This is a genomic window from Aeribacillus sp. FSL M8-0235 (genome assembly GCF_038000355.1).
Taxonomy (GTDB): domain Bacteria; phylum Bacillota; class Bacilli; order Bacillales; family Aeribacillaceae; genus Aeribacillus; species Aeribacillus composti.
The window spans coordinates 1,900,504-1,917,031 of the sequence record NZ_JBBOBW010000001.1 but is presented as its reverse complement, the minus strand read 5'-3'; the positions used below and the strand labels follow the sequence as shown (position 1 = coordinate 1,917,031).

16 protein-coding genes and 1 pseudogene are annotated in these 16,528 nt (G+C 39.9%); 8 read left to right on the top strand and 9 right to left on the bottom strand.

Going from position 1 to position 16,528, the window contains the following annotated elements; translation table 11 throughout:
- The first annotated feature begins 110 nt into the window (after nucleotides 1-110).
- Nucleotides 111-1,028 (top strand): AraC family transcriptional regulator, encoded by a 918-nt coding sequence (locus tag NSQ71_RS09205; protein WP_066248617.1) that lies wholly within the window; start codon nucleotides 111-113, stop codon nucleotides 1,026-1,028.
- Between the two features lie 138 nt (nucleotides 1,029-1,166).
- Here the strand turns inward: NSQ71_RS09205 and NSQ71_RS09200 are convergent, their stop codons facing one another.
- The gene (locus tag NSQ71_RS09200; RefSeq protein WP_066248619.1) at nucleotides 1,167-2,009 is read right to left on the bottom strand and encodes an SDR family NAD(P)-dependent oxidoreductase; all 843 of its coding nucleotides are present in this window, start codon (nucleotides 2,007-2,009) and stop codon (nucleotides 1,167-1,169) included.
- A gap of 262 nt (nucleotides 2,010-2,271) precedes the next feature.
- Here NSQ71_RS09200 and NSQ71_RS09195 point away from each other — a divergent pair, with 262 nt between their 5' ends.
- Nucleotides 2,272-2,820, top strand: a complete 549-nt coding sequence (locus NSQ71_RS09195; RefSeq protein ID WP_066248622.1) for a TetR/AcrR family transcriptional regulator — start codon at nucleotides 2,272-2,274, stop codon at nucleotides 2,818-2,820.
- A 137-nt stretch (nucleotides 2,821-2,957) separates the two neighbouring features.
- Here the strand turns inward: NSQ71_RS09195 and NSQ71_RS09190 are convergent.
- Nucleotides 2,958-3,200: pseudogene (locus NSQ71_RS09190) on the bottom strand (alcohol dehydrogenase); the annotation flags it as partial.
- 951 nt (nucleotides 3,201-4,151) lie between these two features.
- On the opposite strand from NSQ71_RS09190, the gene NSQ71_RS09185 reads away from it, so the two are divergent.
- Genes NSQ71_RS09185 through NSQ71_RS09170 form a run of 4 tightly spaced genes read left to right on the top strand, consistent with a single transcriptional unit; the run spans nucleotide 4,152 to nucleotide 6,885 of the window.
- Nucleotides 4,152-4,844 carry a lantibiotic protection ABC transporter ATP-binding protein gene (locus tag NSQ71_RS09185; RefSeq protein ID WP_340733748.1) on the top strand — a complete coding sequence of 231 codons (693 nt, stop codon included), beginning with the start codon at nucleotides 4,152-4,154 and terminating at the stop codon, nucleotides 4,842-4,844.
- A 15-nt stretch (nucleotides 4,845-4,859) separates the two neighbouring features.
- Entirely contained in the window at nucleotides 4,860-5,606 is a 747-nt protein-coding gene (locus NSQ71_RS09180) for a lantibiotic immunity ABC transporter MutE/EpiE family permease subunit (RefSeq protein ID WP_066248629.1), read from the top strand.
- Between the two features lies 1 nt (nucleotide 5,607).
- On the top strand, nucleotides 5,608-6,396 hold the full coding sequence (locus NSQ71_RS09175) for a lantibiotic immunity ABC transporter MutG family permease subunit (protein WP_066248632.1): 789 nt from the start codon (nucleotides 5,608-5,610) through the stop codon (nucleotides 6,394-6,396).
- Between the two features lie 54 nt (nucleotides 6,397-6,450).
- Nucleotides 6,451-6,885, top strand: a complete 435-nt coding sequence (locus NSQ71_RS09170; protein ID WP_094245851.1) for a NisI/SpaI family lantibiotic immunity lipoprotein — start codon at nucleotides 6,451-6,453, stop codon at nucleotides 6,883-6,885.
- Nucleotides 6,886-7,015: 130 nt separating this feature from the next.
- On the opposite strand, the gene NSQ71_RS09165 is transcribed toward NSQ71_RS09170, so the two are convergent.
- A complete protein-coding gene (locus NSQ71_RS09165; RefSeq protein WP_066248637.1) occupies nucleotides 7,016-8,473 on the bottom strand; it encodes a sensor histidine kinase in 1,458 nt (485 codons plus the stop codon).
- Nucleotides 8,460-9,158 carry a response regulator transcription factor gene (locus NSQ71_RS09160; protein ID WP_066248639.1) on the bottom strand — a complete coding sequence of 233 codons (699 nt, stop codon included), beginning with the start codon at nucleotides 9,156-9,158 and terminating at the stop codon, nucleotides 8,460-8,462. The genes NSQ71_RS09165 and NSQ71_RS09160 overlap by 14 nt, the downstream gene beginning before the upstream one ends.
- A gap of 224 nt (nucleotides 9,159-9,382) precedes the next feature.
- On the opposite strand from NSQ71_RS09160, the gene NSQ71_RS09155 reads away from it, so the two are divergent.
- On the top strand, nucleotides 9,383-9,934 hold the full coding sequence (locus NSQ71_RS09155; protein ID WP_339192831.1) for a transposase family protein: 552 nt from the start codon (nucleotides 9,383-9,385) through the stop codon (nucleotides 9,932-9,934).
- On the opposite strand, the gene NSQ71_RS09150 is transcribed toward NSQ71_RS09155, so the two are convergent.
- From NSQ71_RS09150 to NSQ71_RS09130, 5 genes are all read right to left on the bottom strand, one after another.
- Complete coding sequence (locus NSQ71_RS09150) at nucleotides 9,869-10,360, bottom strand: GNAT family N-acetyltransferase (protein ID WP_066251750.1); 492 nt, start codon at nucleotides 10,358-10,360, stop codon at nucleotides 9,869-9,871. The genes NSQ71_RS09155 and NSQ71_RS09150 overlap by 66 nt on opposite strands.
- A 146-nt stretch (nucleotides 10,361-10,506) precedes the next feature.
- Nucleotides 10,507-11,301: an arsenite methyltransferase gene (locus tag NSQ71_RS09145; protein ID WP_066251753.1), complete on the bottom strand. Its 795-nt coding sequence runs from the start codon at nucleotides 11,299-11,301 to the stop codon at nucleotides 10,507-10,509.
- A gap of 592 nt (nucleotides 11,302-11,893) precedes the next feature.
- Nucleotides 11,894-12,340 carry a MarR family winged helix-turn-helix transcriptional regulator gene (locus tag NSQ71_RS09140; RefSeq protein WP_066251755.1) on the bottom strand — a complete coding sequence of 149 codons (447 nt, stop codon included), beginning with the start codon at nucleotides 12,338-12,340 and terminating at the stop codon, nucleotides 11,894-11,896.
- A gap of 263 nt (nucleotides 12,341-12,603) precedes the next feature.
- The gene (locus NSQ71_RS09135; protein ID WP_340733738.1) at nucleotides 12,604-13,746 is read right to left on the bottom strand and encodes an aminotransferase class V-fold PLP-dependent enzyme; all 1,143 of its coding nucleotides are present in this window, start codon (nucleotides 13,744-13,746) and stop codon (nucleotides 12,604-12,606) included.
- 170 nt (nucleotides 13,747-13,916) lie between these two features.
- Entirely contained in the window at nucleotides 13,917-14,543 is a 627-nt protein-coding gene (locus tag NSQ71_RS09130) for a LysE/ArgO family amino acid transporter (protein WP_340733736.1), read from the bottom strand.
- A 138-nt stretch (nucleotides 14,544-14,681) separates the two neighbouring features.
- Between NSQ71_RS09130 and pdxR the strand changes: the two genes are divergently transcribed.
- Nucleotides 14,682-16,133, top strand: a complete 1,452-nt coding sequence (gene pdxR, locus NSQ71_RS09125) for a MocR-like pyridoxine biosynthesis transcription factor PdxR (RefSeq protein ID WP_144598540.1) — start codon at nucleotides 14,682-14,684, stop codon at nucleotides 16,131-16,133.
- The last annotated feature ends 395 nt before the right edge of the window (nucleotides 16,134-16,528 follow it).

Below are 16,528 nucleotides of genomic sequence, written 5' to 3'. Positions count from 1 at the left end.
CGGTATCACAATCATCGCAAATCATTGCCTAATCCTCTCACAACCACTTATGCAGCCGATGAATATGTATTAGAATGAAACTAGCAAGAATAAAAGCGAAGGAGGATTTTATGTCTGAACAAATTTATCAACAACAAAACGAACTGGCCAAACTCGTTGAGCGCCATACAGGGCAAGATGGGGTTCACGCAACAGCGATTCCTGCTTTATTTTTGTTCCGCCAATCGGGGGTGACGGCTCCGAGTCACGGCGTTCAACGCCCTTCTTTATGCCTTGTTGTCCAAGGGAAAAAAGACGTCTGGCTGGCACAGGAACGTTTTACTTACAGTCCTACCCATTATCTTGTGGCATCCGTTGACTTGCCGGTTATTGCCCAAGTAGTAGAAGCAACTGAAGATGTGCCGTATTTGGCGTTGAAAATTGAATTGACGCCTGGGGAAATTTTAGGCATTTTAAGGGATGAGGAAATTGGAACCGGCCTGAACGGACAAGCTAAGCGGGCGATGTTTGTCAGCCTGATTGAGCTCCCTTTGCTCGATGCGGTAATAAGACTCGTTCGTTTGCTTGACACTCCGAAAGATATTGACGTCCTAGCTCCTATTTATACGAAGGAAATCTTGTATCGCGTTTTGCAAGGGCCGCATGGAGATGTGCTGAAACAAATCGCAATCGAAGGGAGCTCTGTTTATCGAATTAGAGACGTGATCGAATATATTAAACAAAACTATAATCGACCTATTCGAATTGAAGAGTTGGCAGACATTGCCCACATGAGTGTTTCTTTTCTTCATAGACACTTTAAAGAGGTAACAGCGATGAGCCCAATTCAGTTTCAAAAACAACTGCGGCTCCAAGAAGCCCGGTGCTTGTTATTAACTGAATCGACCGATGCCGCCGATGTCGCCTTTCAAGTCGGCTATGAAAGCCCCTCGCAATTTAGCCGCGAATATTCCCGCATGTTTGGGCTGCCTCCAAAAGAGGATGTCAAGCGTCTAAGAGGGGATTGTACGAAAAGGGCTAATGCATAGAAAAAGAGAAGCTAGCCGAAACATCTTCTGTTCTCTCAAGGCTAGCCTCTCCGCTTTTCATTTGCCAAAATGATACATGGTCATCCAATCCCATTTCGCTCCCCGAATCCTTAACAGACTCACTTCACCTCTGGCTGATTATGCCTCCTCGTGCGCCAGAGAAGTCGACAAGTCACAGTATGCGTTGATCTGTTCTTGGAACTCGGCGGTCTTCCGCTCAGCTTCGGCGATGGCGTCAGTACCGGCGATAAAACGGCGTGGCGGTTCCTCTTGGCTAGCAATAGCCACTAACGCCTTGGCCAGTTTAGCAGGATCACCAGGCTGTTTCCCATTCATCGACTCCCACCAAGGCCGCAGCTCGGCATTGCGTTCGGTGTAGTCCTCGATGCGCAGCGCTGCCCAAGTCGTCGATTCCGGCCGCAAAAGCTCAGTGCGGAAAAAGCCCGGATTGACGATGGTCGTCTTGATGCCGAACGGTTCGACTTCGAAACGCAGTGACTCCATCCACCCCTCGAGGCCAAATTTCGAGGCAGCATAAGCGGAACAATACTCGTAGCCGACAAAGCCCGCGGTCGATGAAATGGAGATGATGTGCCCCGAACGTTGCTTACGCATCACCGGCAGCACAGCGCGGGTGACGTTCATCGGGCCGATGAGGTTGGTGGAGAGTTGATGCCCAATCTGCTCCGGTGTCAGTTCCTCGAAGAAGCCCCCATAAAAGTTAGCGGCGTTGTTAACAAGCACATCGATCGTTCCAAATCGGTCAACCGCTGCATTGACGGCGGCCTCAGCATCTGCAGGATTCGTAACATCTAGCTTCGCAACGAGCAGATTTCCGGTCTCGCCGATAGCCTTAGCCACCTTTTCGGGATTGCGGCCGGTAGCAACGACGTTGTAGCCAGCGTCTAGGGCGGCTTTGGCGATCTCGACGCCCATGCCGCGCCCGGCACCAGTAACAAACCAGACTTTCTTGTTAGACATATTTCATTCCTTCCTTTCGAAATAATGATGTATCAAGGCTTTGCGTCCTCTCAGAGGTGCACTCCTTTTTTACGGATACGTTTACGCTATTTCATTAATTATGCGCTCTCAAAAATCAATATTGATTGAATAAACAACATCTGTTTATAATTATAAAAAGAAATCGAATGCGTTCAAATCGTTAAATGAATGGAATTCGTTGATTATTCAACAAATCAATGAAAGTTATTGATTATCTTTAGGAGAGGTTGGTGATTTCAACATGGCCAAAGTCGACCGCAGAATCATCAAAAGCCAAGAAGCCATTAAAAAAGCCGTTATCGAACTGATGGCGGAAAAACCGTTTGACGACATTACGATCCAAGAGATTGCCGACCGGGCCAATGTGAACCGGGGAACGATTTATCTCCATTACACAGACAAATACGATTTATTGGATCAACTGATTGAAGAACATATGGACAATTTACGGAAGCTTTGCCGCGAGGCTTCCGATCTGACGTTTGAGGAAGGAAACTATATCTGGTACGAGTACTTTGAACGCCATCGTCTATTTTTCTCGACGATGTTATCCAGCAAAGGGGCACCACATTTCCGCAATCGGTTTTTACAGCTGGTCATCGAAGAATTCAAGCCGGAAGTCGATGTATCTGGCGGGAAAAATCAAGGATTGCACGAAGAGGTGGTGTTGCAATTTTTCGCTTCCGCCGTCGTCGGGATTGTGGAATGGTGGTTCAAAAATGGGATGCCGCTCCCAGCACGCGTCATCGCCGAACAAACGGGACGGTTATTGGATCGGAATTTAGGTTAATCTTGGAATAACGGATCGATGCGGACATTTCCGGTAAAATACTCTTCTTGTCCTTTAGAGGACGGCTGTGCGCCGTTACGGATAATCTCGATGTTTTCCATTTTTTCTCTCCTTTCCGACGGATGCGTATTTCGCCATCACGATAATGTCGACATGTCGATGACAAAGCGGTAACGGACATCGCTGCGGAGGACACGTTCATACGCTTCGTCCACTTGGTCAGCGCGAATCACTTCAATTTTTTGCACAATGCCGTGCTCAGCGGCGAAATCAAGCATCTCTTGCGTTTCCCGAAGGCCGCCGACAAGGGAACCAGCGATGCTGCGGCGGTGCATAATTAAGGAAAACACATTGTACGTATCCGGGTTAGCTGGCGCACCGGGTTAAGTCCAAGATTTTGTGTAAAAAGAAACGGCAAAAAGTAGTTTGATTTTTCCAAGACCTAAATTTGCTAGACCGAAAGCGAATTTTTACACAATAATCAGGAGTTGATCGTCTCAAAAGGTTGTTGATCCTAACAAAAACACAACATATTGTCACTAAATGATTACTTAATATGCGTATACATTAGGAAGAAGAAAAGGTGTCCTCCCTTGTGGAACACCTTCCGTTTCACCCTTTTCAGCCTGCTCATTCTTCGTTCAGAAGGGAACGCAAACATTCCGAAATAATCTGCAAAGCCAAAATCAATCTGTTTGGTATCTATCGGTTAACTATATATATGCTCATTGAAAAGTTAACCTGCGCATAAGCGGCGCCCACTCCGGTTATACTGCTTCTAAGGAAAACCATAGAAAACATCCATGAGCAACTTTTGCTCTCCACCTAGGCATGAAAATCTCCCTCTCCTTCCCATAATGAAGGATAGGCGCAAACAGTTGAACAGAACGTTGTGCTTAACAGTGGCCTGGACCCTGTGTAGAAAACTGTCTTGAATCCACTGGGTGCCCCACCCATTGTCCGCCCTTTCCCCATGAAGTCGGAAAGGTGACGACGCATAGAAAAATGCCGCATGTCTCCCGTGGATTCGCTGTTTGCGCACTCAATCATCGAAAAAGCCGATTCCGTTGAGCATCACGTCATCAATATCTACTTTTCTCCCGCTTCCTTGAAACATATCTTCCATGATGTTCCAGTCATTATGCGTCTTGCCTCCTTATTGAAAGAGATCGATCCACAGAAAACATCATCAATTTGTTCCTTTTCTTACAAAAACATTAGATTGAGGCATTAATATAAAAAATAGCACGAAGACAGCATGCTATGTTTGTCCTTATTCCAGCCAGAAGCAACATCACGATAAAATTTTTCATTATGAAAGGAGCATGAACATGGGAGAGTATATGTTGGAAACCCATCATTTAAGCAAAGCGTTCGGCAAACAACTAGCGGTAGACAATGTATCGATAAAGGTCAAAAGAAATACCATTTATGGATTGCTTGGACCGAATGGAGCCGGAAAATCCACTGTTTTAAAAATGCTGACAGGACTTCTGCGTCCTACAAAAGGGGAAATTATGATAAATAGCCATCCTTGGAGCAGAAAAGACCTTAAAGATATCGGTGCGCTTATCGAATCACCGGCTCTTTACGGCAATTTAACGGCCTATGAGAATTTACTTGTTCATGCAAAATTACTGAATTTGCCTGACTCAAGAATAAAAGAAGTGTTGAAAATTGTTGGTTTGGAAAATACAGAAAAAAAGAAAGTGTCTCAGTTTTCCTTTGGTATGAAGCAGAGATTGGGTATTGCCAAAGCACTTTTAAATCATCCCAAACTTCTTATTCTCGACGAACCGACAAACGGACTTGATCCGCTGGGTATACAAGAATTGCGGAAACTTATCAGATCTTTCCCAGAACAAAGAATAACTGTAATCTTATCAAGCCATATTTTGACGGAAGTAAAACAATTGGCGGATTATATCGGCATTATTCAAAACGGAAAACTTAAATATCAAGGAGAAATAGATGAAGACCAAGATCTAGAAAAACTCTTTATAGATGTGGTCAACGGATTATGAAGGAGGCTGAGAATAATGCTGAATATGATACAGTCTGAACGTTTAAAATATAAGCGGACTTTTGCCAAAAAACTCGTATATATTGCTCCTTTTTTCTTTGTACTGTACGCCATTATTACCATGCCTACGATTAATTCAGAATATAATTATTTCGAATACACCGTATTTAATTGGTGGCCGTTAATATTTGCTCCGTTAGGAACGTCATTGATCGCATCGCTTTCAGCAATGAGAGAAAAAAAGTCGGGGAACTATAGATCCTTACGTTGCTATGATATTAGTATTATACGCATATGGTTCAGCAAAATCATTGTAATTGCCTATTATACATTGCTCTCAACAATTGAATTCATTCTATTGCTAATCATATTAAAATTCATTTTGCCCAACAGTATTTCATCAGCAACTGTCGTCATATTGGCCAGCCTTACCATTTGGATCACATCTTTAGCATACATTCCTATAGGGTTGTTTTTTGCAGAACGATTCGGAATAGTGATTTCCATTATTGTAAGTGTGATAGGGATTGTATTAGGAGTAGTAATGGCTTCAGAATCGTACTGGATGTATATTCCATGGAGCTGGGGAATGAGACTGATGTGCCCAATTGTGGGGGTTCATCCGAACGGAGTTCCTTTGGAAAAAGGAAGCCCTTTATTGGATCCTTCCGTTATTCCAATGGGAATTGCCATCTCCATTGTCATTTTTCTTTTATTGTCTTTTGCTACAGCATTTTGGTTTTCGAGAAAAGAGGTGAACTGAAATGTCTTTTCTGCAGGTTCTGTCTTCCGAATGGTTAAAGACAAGGCGTACAACAATCAGACTGATCGTGTTTGTAACGCCGGTCATTTATCCAATCTTTATGTTATGGTATTTTTCCAGATACAATGATCCTTCTTCTTGGCAAGTTAAAATATACGGAGGCTTTTTTGAGGTATTGACTGTCTCTTTACCTATTATTATCTCGCTGCTTACCGGTTTGATCTCATACCAGGAAGAAAAATCGGGAAGTTTTATGAACTTGTTGACCGGTCCTGTTTCAAGAGCGAAATTTTACTTAGGCAAACTTTTTCTGCTGATTTTTGCAGCAATTGCGGACATATTCTTGGCAACTTTCCTTATGTTGTTAGGGATGAGATATATATTGAACATAGACAATATCCATTATGATTTGTTTTTGCAAGGAGCGCTGTTGTCTGTTGTTGGCTCACTAATTCTTTTTTCCATGCATATGCTTATCAGCTTTGCATTCGGTATGGGTGCATCTATAGCGATCGGAGGCGGAGGATTCCTTATTTCGGCTATCATCGGGGCAACTGTCTTAGGAGATTATATATGGAATTATATTCCATGGGCTTGGGCCGTTCGCCTTTCGCAAGCCCCCATGTTATTGATGCCCGAGGTAAAACAGGCCTTGGGAATGCAGTTGTCAAATTCCTATTTTCAAGAGTTGTTAAAAGGGATTGTGCCTGCGATCACATGCTTCATGGTTGTAACGATCATCGGTTCCATCTGGTTTCATCGTTGGGAAGGAAATAAACCGCATGAATGAAGATTCACCTTCCATCCAGGCATGATGTTGAAAAAAGGAGGTCTCAGAGCAGATATGAAAAATTCCATCTTATTCCTGATGCTGATTGGAACCATATTCTTAGGAGGTTGTTCGCTTTTCAGCGACCTGAAAAAAACGGCATCACACAATATGGCGATCGATCGAACATTGCCAAAATACGAACTGAACAAGAAAAATTTAAAAGAAATTAGCTATCAAGGCCGAACCTATGTCATTCAAGCGTCAAAAGTAGATCGACGTCAATTGAACAAACCGATTGGGAAAGTAACAGAAACGATTACCATTAATGAGCATCATCAAATCCTAAGCAAAAAAGAGCTGAGAAAGATCGAAATTGTTCCTGATAAAAAAGATGAAAAAAGAACTCACTTGAACTTTGGTTGGGTATACAGCATAAAAGGCGTAAGCCCGGAAGAAGAAGTGGCCGTAACAATCAACAATCAATTTCTAATTGCGAAAAGAAAATGAATCTCAACGTTGCGATAAGAAATAGAGCTTATAACAACCCGTATAATCTCAAATAAGTAGACAGCAGCTAGAGAAAGATGGGGATATGCAACCCTTTCTCTAGCCTTTCTTCCGCCGCCAACGCCCATCTTCATTTACTAGGGTTGTTGGAAGGTTGTGAAATTTGGGGATAGTTTGATATCTCCTTAATATAAAACTCAACGGTTGCTCCGCCGTTTTCATTGTTGTAAGCCCAAATCTCCCCATCATAATTGTTTACAATTTTTTTTGCGATATAAAGGCCTAAACCAAAATGATTTTTATATTGTTCATTCTGATAAAATGCCTTGAACAACAGAGACGTATCTTTTTCCTTAAATCCTGTCCCTGTGTCTGAACATTTAAAATAGATTTTGGTGTCGTGTCCGTCTGCTTCATCACGCACTTCAAGTTTAATTTCCCCGCTCGTTGTAAATCTCAGGCTGTTATATAAAATATTATCCAAAACCCTCATTAACATGGCTTCGTCAAGAAAATAAAATTGTTTCCTTAAATTCACATCAAAATAAATGTTTACGGATTTTTTATTATAGACCATTGTTGATATTTCTTGCTTTTTCTCATTAAGCATTTTGTTTAAATCAATTCTTTTAATATTCAATAAGAAGTGTGCTTTTTCCACTTTATATAGCAACGACAAATTGTCTGTAAGCATGCTCATTTTGCTGCAATTCTTGCGGATAATATCCAAATGGGGAGTAATATCAAAATGATCTTGGTTCTTCAGATCATTAATTAAATCGATTTGTCCTCGGATTACGGTTAATGGAGTTCTTATATCGTGGGCAATCGATGACACCATGATTTTCCGTTCATCATCGATCTTTGATAAACTTTCAATCATCTCTTTAAGGGCGCTGATCATTGTATTAAACGAATCCTGTATCCTTATAAACTCTTTTCTTTTCAGCCCCGAGACTTTAAAATCAAAATCACCGTTCGAAATTTTATCGGCAGCCTGAAGCAACACTTTAATATTATTAAACAATGATTTATACAGCCTGGATGTAAATAAAATTAAATATATAATAAAAAATATCAACGGAGAAATCAACAATACAACATAAATAAACACTATTCCGAGGCGATCATTATTATTAATGATGAATCCGAAAGGGGCTTTCAGCACATACACCGCTTGAATAGAGTTATCATGTTTAATAGGTATAAATCTGTAAACATAACTTCCTTTTACAATCTCATGATTTATAACTTCACCAACATCTATTTTGTCCCCAGCAACTCCCTTATCACCATACATATGATTACCGTTGATGTCCAAAACTTCCCCTTGAATCTTTTCGTTATAGGACTTTGTATCAATTAATCGCCCCATTAAAATTGATGCTGAGTTTTCTTCAATCTTTTTTTCAATTAAATCGAGATATTTAACAAAATAATTCGTCGGCTTAATAGTATTATTATTTGTAAACATAAATATGAATAATAATAAACATAAATAAGTAATAAGTGAGGATACAATGGTTGACAAGAAGATCTTAACAACCAATAAATAAAAATCTCTTTTTATTGTTTTATCTTTTTTCATATGTAACATCCCATTTATAACCTAATCCATATAATGTTTTAATATAGGAAGTTTCTTTATCTAAAGCTCTTATTTTCTTCCTAATATTTTTAATGCTCTCTGTAACCGTTTCTAACTGACTTTCTGAATCCAATCCCCATACACGTTCAAAAATTCTTTCTTTGGAAAAAACCACATTTTTATTCAACATTAACAATTTAATAATCTCATATTCTTTTTTTGTTAAGTGCAATTTAACTCCTTTGCAAAAGACCTCATTGGCCAAAAGATCAATGGTAATATTTTTAGAACTTAAAAGATATCTCTCATTCGAACGGATCCGCTCTTCCCTTCTTAAGTGGGAATCGATTCTTGCTTTTAACTCCTTTAAACCAAAGGGTTTGGTTATGTAGTCATCCCCACCGATAGACAAAGCTTGAACCTTATCTTCCTCCAGCGTTTTTGCACTGACAAATATAATGGGGCAATCCACTCTATCACGGATAATACTACACAATTCCATTCCGTCAATGCCTTCCATCATAATATCCAATATAATCAAATCAAAATCGCCGCTGATCATTTTCAACGCCTCCGTGCCGCTGTGTGCAATTTCAACCATATAATTATAAAGCTCCAAATATTGTTTGATCGTAAGACAAATATCTTCATTATCGTCAACTACCAATATTTTTCTTTTACTCACTTTTTTATATCCCACCTTACAGCTAACAGCATTTTAACATATTCCATATCTATGCAGATAGGGAACCTCTTAACCTCATAAGAGAATACCTTGTTTTTTCCTAGCCTAATAAATAAAATTTGATTCATCACCACATTTTGTGATTTAACCCAAAAAATAAGGAAAACACTCACGAATTCCTGGCAATAATGTTAGCGTCACTTAACATAACAGGAGGTTCTAAAGTGTTTTCCGTATCACTAGATTTGCCAGAATTTGAAGTTGTTAAACAAGTGTTTCTTGAAGATTGCAATTTGTTACATGTTGAGAAAAATACTACAGAAGAACGCTGTTCTTACTGCGGTTTTTTTTCTAGTCATGTCCATGACTGGCGGACAAGAAAGGTTCGTGACTTGTCCGTATTAGGTAAGCCCCTTTTCTTATTTGTCAGAGTGTATAGATACCGTTGTCACAACTGTAATGAGGTATTTTCACAAACATTTGAATCTATCAGTCCTAATAAGCATCAGACCAATCGGTACAGAGAATATCTGTACGAAATGTGCATTGGCTCTACTATCCAAGAAGTGAGTCGAAAGGAAAAAATACCTTATACAACCGTTGAAAGAATATTTTATTCCGTTGCTAAAGAAAAAGAGAAGGAGCATTTAGAAACTCTTGAAAGTGTTTTAGAAAACTATGAAATGTTTATCATTTTTTTAAAGCAACGATTAATCTATACCCACAATTTTGCTGCGGCGTTCAAGGAATACAACATCACGCCATACGCCATTTAACTTTCCTAAACGTTGTCGTATACCAACTTCACGAAATCCAACACTTTGATGTAAACGTAAGCTTGGTATGTTTTCAGGGAAAATCCCTGCATTTAATGTCCAAAATCCTTTTGCTTCCGATTCTTTGATCATGGCTTGTAGAAGTTGTTTTCCAACACCATTTCCTCGGCTCACATCTCGAACATACACACTCACCTCTCCTACTCCTGCATATACGCAGCGATCTGATACTTTACTGATCTTACACCAGCCTTGAATACCTTTTTCATCTTCAGCAACCAGACACAAGTTTTCCGCAATTGTCGACTCCCATTTTTCGAATGATGGCACTGTCGTTTCAAACGTTGCTTGTCCTGTCGCAATTCCTTGCTCGTAAATTTCCTTCACTTGCAGCCAATCCTCTTTGTAAAAGCTGCGAATGTTCATATTTAATCTCTCCTTATTTTTTATATAGAAAAGGCACTAGGAATCGCCCTACTGCCTTTTCTATGTCACAAAAACAACACTTACGATTAAATGTAGAAGGGCAACATCCATAACGGTACGGTTTCTGATCTGTTACACCGCGTTTTTTAAGGTTTCATTGCTTTTATGACCGCAGAAACTATGTAATCTTCGAAGTTCGCTCCAGGCACCCAGTCTTTGATAAACTCCTTCGATTCATCTTTCGGTTCAATGGTGATATGTGTGAATCCACTCTGTTGCAACAATGATTCCAGTTCTCTAATTGATGCTGCTCCTGATACGCAGCTCGAATACAAGACATCCATATTGTTTTTGATTTCCGATGGAAGCTCTGCTGTCGCTACAACGTCGGAAATGACGAGGCGACCACCTGGTTTCAGCACACGATAGGCTTCCTTGAACACTTGGGGCTTATCTGGAGAAAGATTAATGACACAATTGGAAATAATAACATCAACCGTACCATCTGCAACCGGTAAATGTTCAATCTCTCCTAATCGAAATTCGGTGTTGGTATAACCATTCTTGGCAGCATTATTCCGAGCTTTGCTGATCATTTCTGGCGTCATATCTACACCAATGATGCGGCCGGTTTCTCCAACCTGTTGTGCCGCCAGAAAGCAATCAAATCCAGCACCGCTACCAAGATCCAACGCTACTTCTCCAGGTTTCAATTCCGTAATTGCCAGCGGGTTGCCGCAGCCAAGTCCAAGATTGGCTCCTTCTGGTACGGCAGATAATTCCTCATCCGAATAACCTAGTTTTGCCGATACCTCCTTAGGTGTACCACAACCTCCGGAACTGACTGAACAACACCCCCCAGAATTCACTTCCTGCATCGCAATTTTCTTATAGCGGTTTCGGACATTTTGCCGGATTTGATCGTTATTCATGTGATTCATAAGTGATCACTCCTTAAATAAGATAGAATAAAAATCCTAATAACCCTGCCATCGTCATGACAGAGCCTACAAACGCAAAGACTAGTTTTTTTTTAAAGATACTGTGCAATATTGATATCCCGGTAAGCTTGCAGCTTCTCAGTTAATCATCAATGCAATGTCATGCTCATTGTAATCAACATTGGCGAGATAGGAATCACGAAAAGACGGACATTCCAAGGATTTTCGATGATTGCAGCAATACACCCCCATTTAGATTGAAATTCATTCTGTCGGTACAGCGCCATGAATAACGGCTCCAACGCCTGAACCCAAAAGCAAATAGTAAAAGGTGTCCTGTAAATCTTCTCTCATGTTTCCTTTTTAATCTTTATCTCTCCTTTCGCCATTACTTTGCATAGCTTGACTTTCAATCCGTATTTTTCAAGCCTGAATATATCTATCTAAAAAGTGAATAACAATCAAAATACTAAAAATAAAAGAGTTCATTCCAACGAAACAGAAAGAAATTTTCGAATAATCTTATCTCTTTTATTTTATTTGAAAAATGCAAATATAAGTTTAACGAATTGGCAAGCCAAGATAGCTTGCCTTAAAATAATGGTTTGCAACATACGCTCGATTTTCCCATGCACTCATTCAACAATTTAATCGAACGAATTACTGTTTCTTTCTCAAATTCCGTCATGTGTGAAAATACCTCTTCTAAATATTGTCTGATTTCTCGATCGATAGTTGTTGCTATAAATTTTCCCTCGTTGGTTAGAGATAACGTGTATACTCTTCGATCTTCAGGGAGCGGCGTTTTTTTTACTAAACCCTTTTTGACCAAATTTTGAATCTGTCTGCTGAATGTCGTAATATCCATTCCCAATACTTCGGCCACTTGTTGCATAGAAGGGTATTCTCTTTTATCAATTTCATATAGAATATGGCTTTGAACGAGAGAAATATCAACACCATCAATAGAACAGCAATTTTTATTCAGCAATCCAAAACGACGTGTCATCACTTGAAAAAGCTCTCTAACGTTTTCCATTTTTTCACCTCTATATTTATTTATACTATATTATTTGCGATTTGCAAATAATCATTTTTAATAATAAACTGAAGCTCCATCAGATCGTTGAATGGAGCCGAAAAAAACTGTTAAGACATTAGTTATGAAACTAGCTGAATTTTGCACTATAAAGTTAAAAATAGACTATTCACACAAATCTTTTGTCCGCTTTAAACCACTCATATATTGTTATTGGAACCATGCAAAAGTTTCGAGTCTTTCAGTACCTAGACCTGTGCTGCTTATTTATTCGCTGTTAAAACAGTTGTTAGCTCGTCAATTGCTTGCCGAATATCATCCTGCGTATTGTAAAAATGAGGAGCGATTCGGATGACGTCGTTTCTAGCAGAAACAATGATATTTCTCTCTTTCAAGATCGATTCTATTTGCCCAGCATTTTTTACATAAAAAGCAGTTATGCCGCCTCTTTTGTGAGCCGATAAAGGAGTAACAGTGTGTAATCCTTTTTCTTGTCCATAATCTAATGCGAATTGAGCTAATAGGTTTAAATAAGAAGATATATTCTCCACTCCTATTTCAAGAAGTAAACGAATAGCGGCAGCTGCTGCATAAGCGCTTATAAAAGAAGGCGTTCCAGTCTCAAAACGACGTGTTCCAGCTGCTGGTATAATTTGATGAACATTGAATTTCGAATGATCCTCCTGACCAAACCATCCTGTGACGCGCGGCTTCCATTTCTCTGCCAATTCAGCTTTTATGTATAGGAAGGATATTCCCGTAATACCTAACAAGTATTTCCTTGTTCCTGCTGCCAATATGTCGATATCCATTTTCTTTACATCAATAGGCACCTGTCCAGCAGATTGATATGCATCAACAAAAAGAAGTGAACCTTTACGATGAACAATGTCTGCAATCGCTTTGAGATCTTGTTTAAAACCGTTGTAATAACAGACATGGGAAATGGATGTGACAAGTGTGTCAGACGTTACATAACGTTCATAATATTCTAAAGGAATGACTCCTTGTTGAGAAGGAATAAATCTGACCTTTGCTCCAAATTTCTCCTGAGCGAGCCATACATGACCGGCGGTTGGAAAGTCCATATCTGTCGTCACAATGATATTTTTCCCTTTTTCAAAAGAAAGTGAAGAGGCGATAGCAGAAAAAATGTCAGAGACCGAGCATAATACAGCAATTTCATTAGGTTCAGCACCGATTAATTTTGCAAAACGGTATTTTGCCTGTTCAACTACTTTTATTGCTTGATTCCAATTAACCCCCGTCGTTAGCAAACTATTCATATACGCTTCAATCGATTCGGACACAGTTTTTGAAATGGCTCCTTGCGAACAGCTCGCCAGATGGATTTTCGATGCTAAAACAGGAAATAAAGAACGATAATGAGCATACGGGTGTTTCAATCCTATCTCCTCCCTTCAACTCCGCAAAAAAATTTTCTCCTAGTTATTGGTCTCCCGATTATTATAGTAATCAGCAACTGGGTTTTTTCTTTTAGTTTATTATCCTGTTTCATAGACTTACAAGAGTTTACTATTTGGAGTAATGAAACCTCTACTGTAAACTCCTGTTTTTATTTTGCCAGTGTGAATCCAATATAAATCGCTGCTCCCCACATGACGAGCGCGGAAATTTTGTTGAAAGCACTCATCAAACGTCCAGATTGATCTAGATCCCCTATTCTCCGCCCTGCCAAAGCCAGCCCCGCAAACCAGATCCAGGAAACTAGAATACAGGCAAGTGCAAAAGCTGCTTTTTCCCCTTCATTGTATTGAAGTGAACTCGTTCCGATCACGCCAATCGTATCCATGATCGCATGTGGATTGAGCAGCGAGACCGATGCTGAAAACACAACTTGTTTGAATGGTGTAAAAGTTTCCTTAGCTGTTTTTCCGTTATTCTCTTTAACAGCAGAAGGGGTACTTTTCCAAGTGCTCCATCCCATGTATAACAAAAATAAAATCCCTAAGCACAGCATAATCGTTTTGATCAAAAAAGAACCCAAGACCATAATAGATACTCCGAAAACAGCAAGGATGATTAAAAGTGTATCACATAGTGATGCAGTTAAAACGGCTGGGAGCGCATGAATGAAGTGTTTCTGAAGAGCTCCTTGATGAAAAATAAAAACGTTTTGGACGCCAAGAGGAAGAATAAGTCCAAATGCAAGAATAAGTCCGTGAATAAAGGCTTCCGCCATTCCAATCCCTCCTATTGTATAGCATATGAATACAATTTTACTCGGAAATCGATTATTGTCTCCAACCAATTGGATGGATTCAATACCAACCAAGTTGTATAATCGACTCATATGATTGTAAAGGGAGAGTATTTTTTCATGAATGAATTAGATTGGAAGCCGGACAAATCGATTCCAGTTCCCCTTTATATCCAGATCAAAGAATATATTAAAGAAAAGATTGAAACAGGAGAATGGACTTTAGGGACAAAAATCCCTCCTCAACGCACATTGGCCAAAGTATTCGGAGTGAACCGCAGTACGGTCGTGGCGGCTATGGAAGAATTGATTGCTGATGGATTGCTGGAAGGAAAAAGAGGGAGCGGTACCAAGATTATTAACAATTCGTGGTCTTTGATGACCTCTACCCCTCCCCCAGACTGGAATTCCTATGTGCAAGCGGGGAGTTATTATCCTAATTTGCCTACGATACAGGAAATCAATAAAGCAGAGTTTGATTCAAATATCATCCGGCTAGGAACAGGAGAGCTTTCTCCAGATTTATTTCCACGTGAGATGATGAAACAAGTATTTGAAAAGCTGACGGGGCACATTGATTCACTTGGCTACGAGGAACCGAAAGGGCTGCTTTTTCTCAGGGAACAGCTCAGTAGATATTTGAAAACCATCGGGATTGAAGCTTCCCCTTCTTCCATTTTGATTGTGTCAGGAGCTCTGCAGGCATTGCAATTGATATCAATAGGTCTATTGCGGCGAGGTGCTACGATCTTTCTGGAAAAACCATCGTACCTGTATTCCCTGCATGTATTTCAATCTGTCGAAATGCGATTATTTGGACTTCCTTTAGATGAGCATGGAATTCAAGCAAATAAGATTTCGGAACAAAAAAAGCGGCAAAATGCTTCATTGCTTTATACAATTCCGTCCTTTCATAATCCAACAGGAATTTTGATGTCCGAAGAAAGACGGAGAAAACTGATCGATGTATGCGAAAAGGAGCGGCTGCCGATTATTGAAGATGACGTATACCGAGAACTCTGGCTCGATTCACCGCCTCCCCCACCATTGAAAGCCATCGATAAAAATGGGCTTGTTTTATATCTTGGGAGCATGTCGAAAACATTGAGTCCCGGTCTGAGAATCGGCTGGATAGTCGGACCGAAGCCTGTTATTGAGCGATTGGCGGATATTAAAATGCAAACCGATTACGGATCCAGTTCCTTGTCTCAATGGGCAGTTGCGGAATGGCTAGCAAGCGGGCTCTATCATCAACATTTGGAAGAGGTCAGAAAAGAATTGAAGGTTCGAAGAGAGATCATGATTGATTTATTACAGAGGTATTTTTCCGATATTGCGACCTGGACTGTTCCTAGAGGTGGTTTTTATATATGGCTGCGCATATTGCCTTCAATCTCCATACGGGAACTTTTTGAAAAATCATTAGAGCATGGAATTCTATTAAATCCAGGAAATGTCTATGATAAGCATGCAGCCCAGTACCTTCGCCTTTCTTATTCCTACGCTTCTTTAGCTGACCTGGAGAAAGGAATGTTCCGTCTTTCGAAAGTCATCCGACAACTAATCACCTAACTCTTTAACGTGCGTTCCATAGCGGTAGTTGAATCCATCGCATACATCAACATCTCGTATAAAACAGCCAATATCGAAACTTGAATAGGTCCCACATTCAGGCGATTGTGAATCGACGCTTGTATCGGAAGCTTTCTCGATTTTATTCTTTCAAGCCCCACTTAAACTACACATAACCAAAATAAAATAATGTTAGAAATCGGGCGGTGTTTCAAAAATGTAATAATTGAAGCCTCAAATCGTACTATAAATCCCTTAAAACTTTTACCTAAATTAAATATCTATTTTTCTCCCTAAAATCTGCCCCATTGCAGCAAATCTATTAATCTTAATGTTGATATTGTCTTGCAACAGCCAATGCTATATGACTTTTTCGTTAATTGTCTAATTCTTCT

Excerpts from the sequence above, each read along its gene's own strand:
- NSQ71_RS09185 (WP_340733748.1), top strand. The coding sequence starts at position 4,152 with ATGGGAGAGTATATGTTGGAAACCCATCATTTAAGCAAAGCGTTCGGC.
- NSQ71_RS09150 (WP_066251750.1), bottom strand. The coding sequence starts at position 10,360 with ATGAACATTCGCAGCTTTTACAAAGAGGATTGGCTGCAAGTGAAGGAA.
- NSQ71_RS09175 (WP_066248632.1), top strand. The coding sequence starts at position 5,608 with ATGTCTTTTCTGCAGGTTCTGTCTTCCGAATGGTTAAAGACAAGGCGT.
- NSQ71_RS09165 (WP_066248637.1), bottom strand. The coding sequence starts at position 8,473 with ATGAAAAAAGATAAAACAATAAAAAGAGATTTTTATTTATTGGTTGTT.
- NSQ71_RS09145 (WP_066251753.1), bottom strand. The coding sequence starts at position 11,301 with ATGAATCACATGAATAACGATCAAATCCGGCAAAATGTCCGAAACCGC.
- NSQ71_RS09195 (WP_066248622.1), top strand. The coding sequence starts at position 2,272 with ATGGCCAAAGTCGACCGCAGAATCATCAAAAGCCAAGAAGCCATTAAA.
- NSQ71_RS09200 (WP_066248619.1), bottom strand. The coding sequence starts at position 2,009 with ATGTCTAACAAGAAAGTCTGGTTTGTTACTGGTGCCGGGCGCGGCATG.
- NSQ71_RS09180 (WP_066248629.1), top strand. The coding sequence starts at position 4,860 with ATGCTGAATATGATACAGTCTGAACGTTTAAAATATAAGCGGACTTTT.
- NSQ71_RS09170 (WP_094245851.1), top strand. The coding sequence starts at position 6,451 with ATGAAAAATTCCATCTTATTCCTGATGCTGATTGGAACCATATTCTTA.
- NSQ71_RS09205 (WP_066248617.1), top strand. The coding sequence starts at position 111 with ATGTCTGAACAAATTTATCAACAACAAAACGAACTGGCCAAACTCGTT.
- NSQ71_RS09130 (WP_340733736.1), bottom strand. The coding sequence starts at position 14,543 with ATGGCGGAAGCCTTTATTCACGGACTTATTCTTGCATTTGGACTTATT.
- NSQ71_RS09140 (WP_066251755.1), bottom strand. The coding sequence starts at position 12,340 with ATGGAAAACGTTAGAGAGCTTTTTCAAGTGATGACACGTCGTTTTGGA.
- pdxR (WP_144598540.1), top strand. The coding sequence starts at position 14,682 with ATGAATGAATTAGATTGGAAGCCGGACAAATCGATTCCAGTTCCCCTT.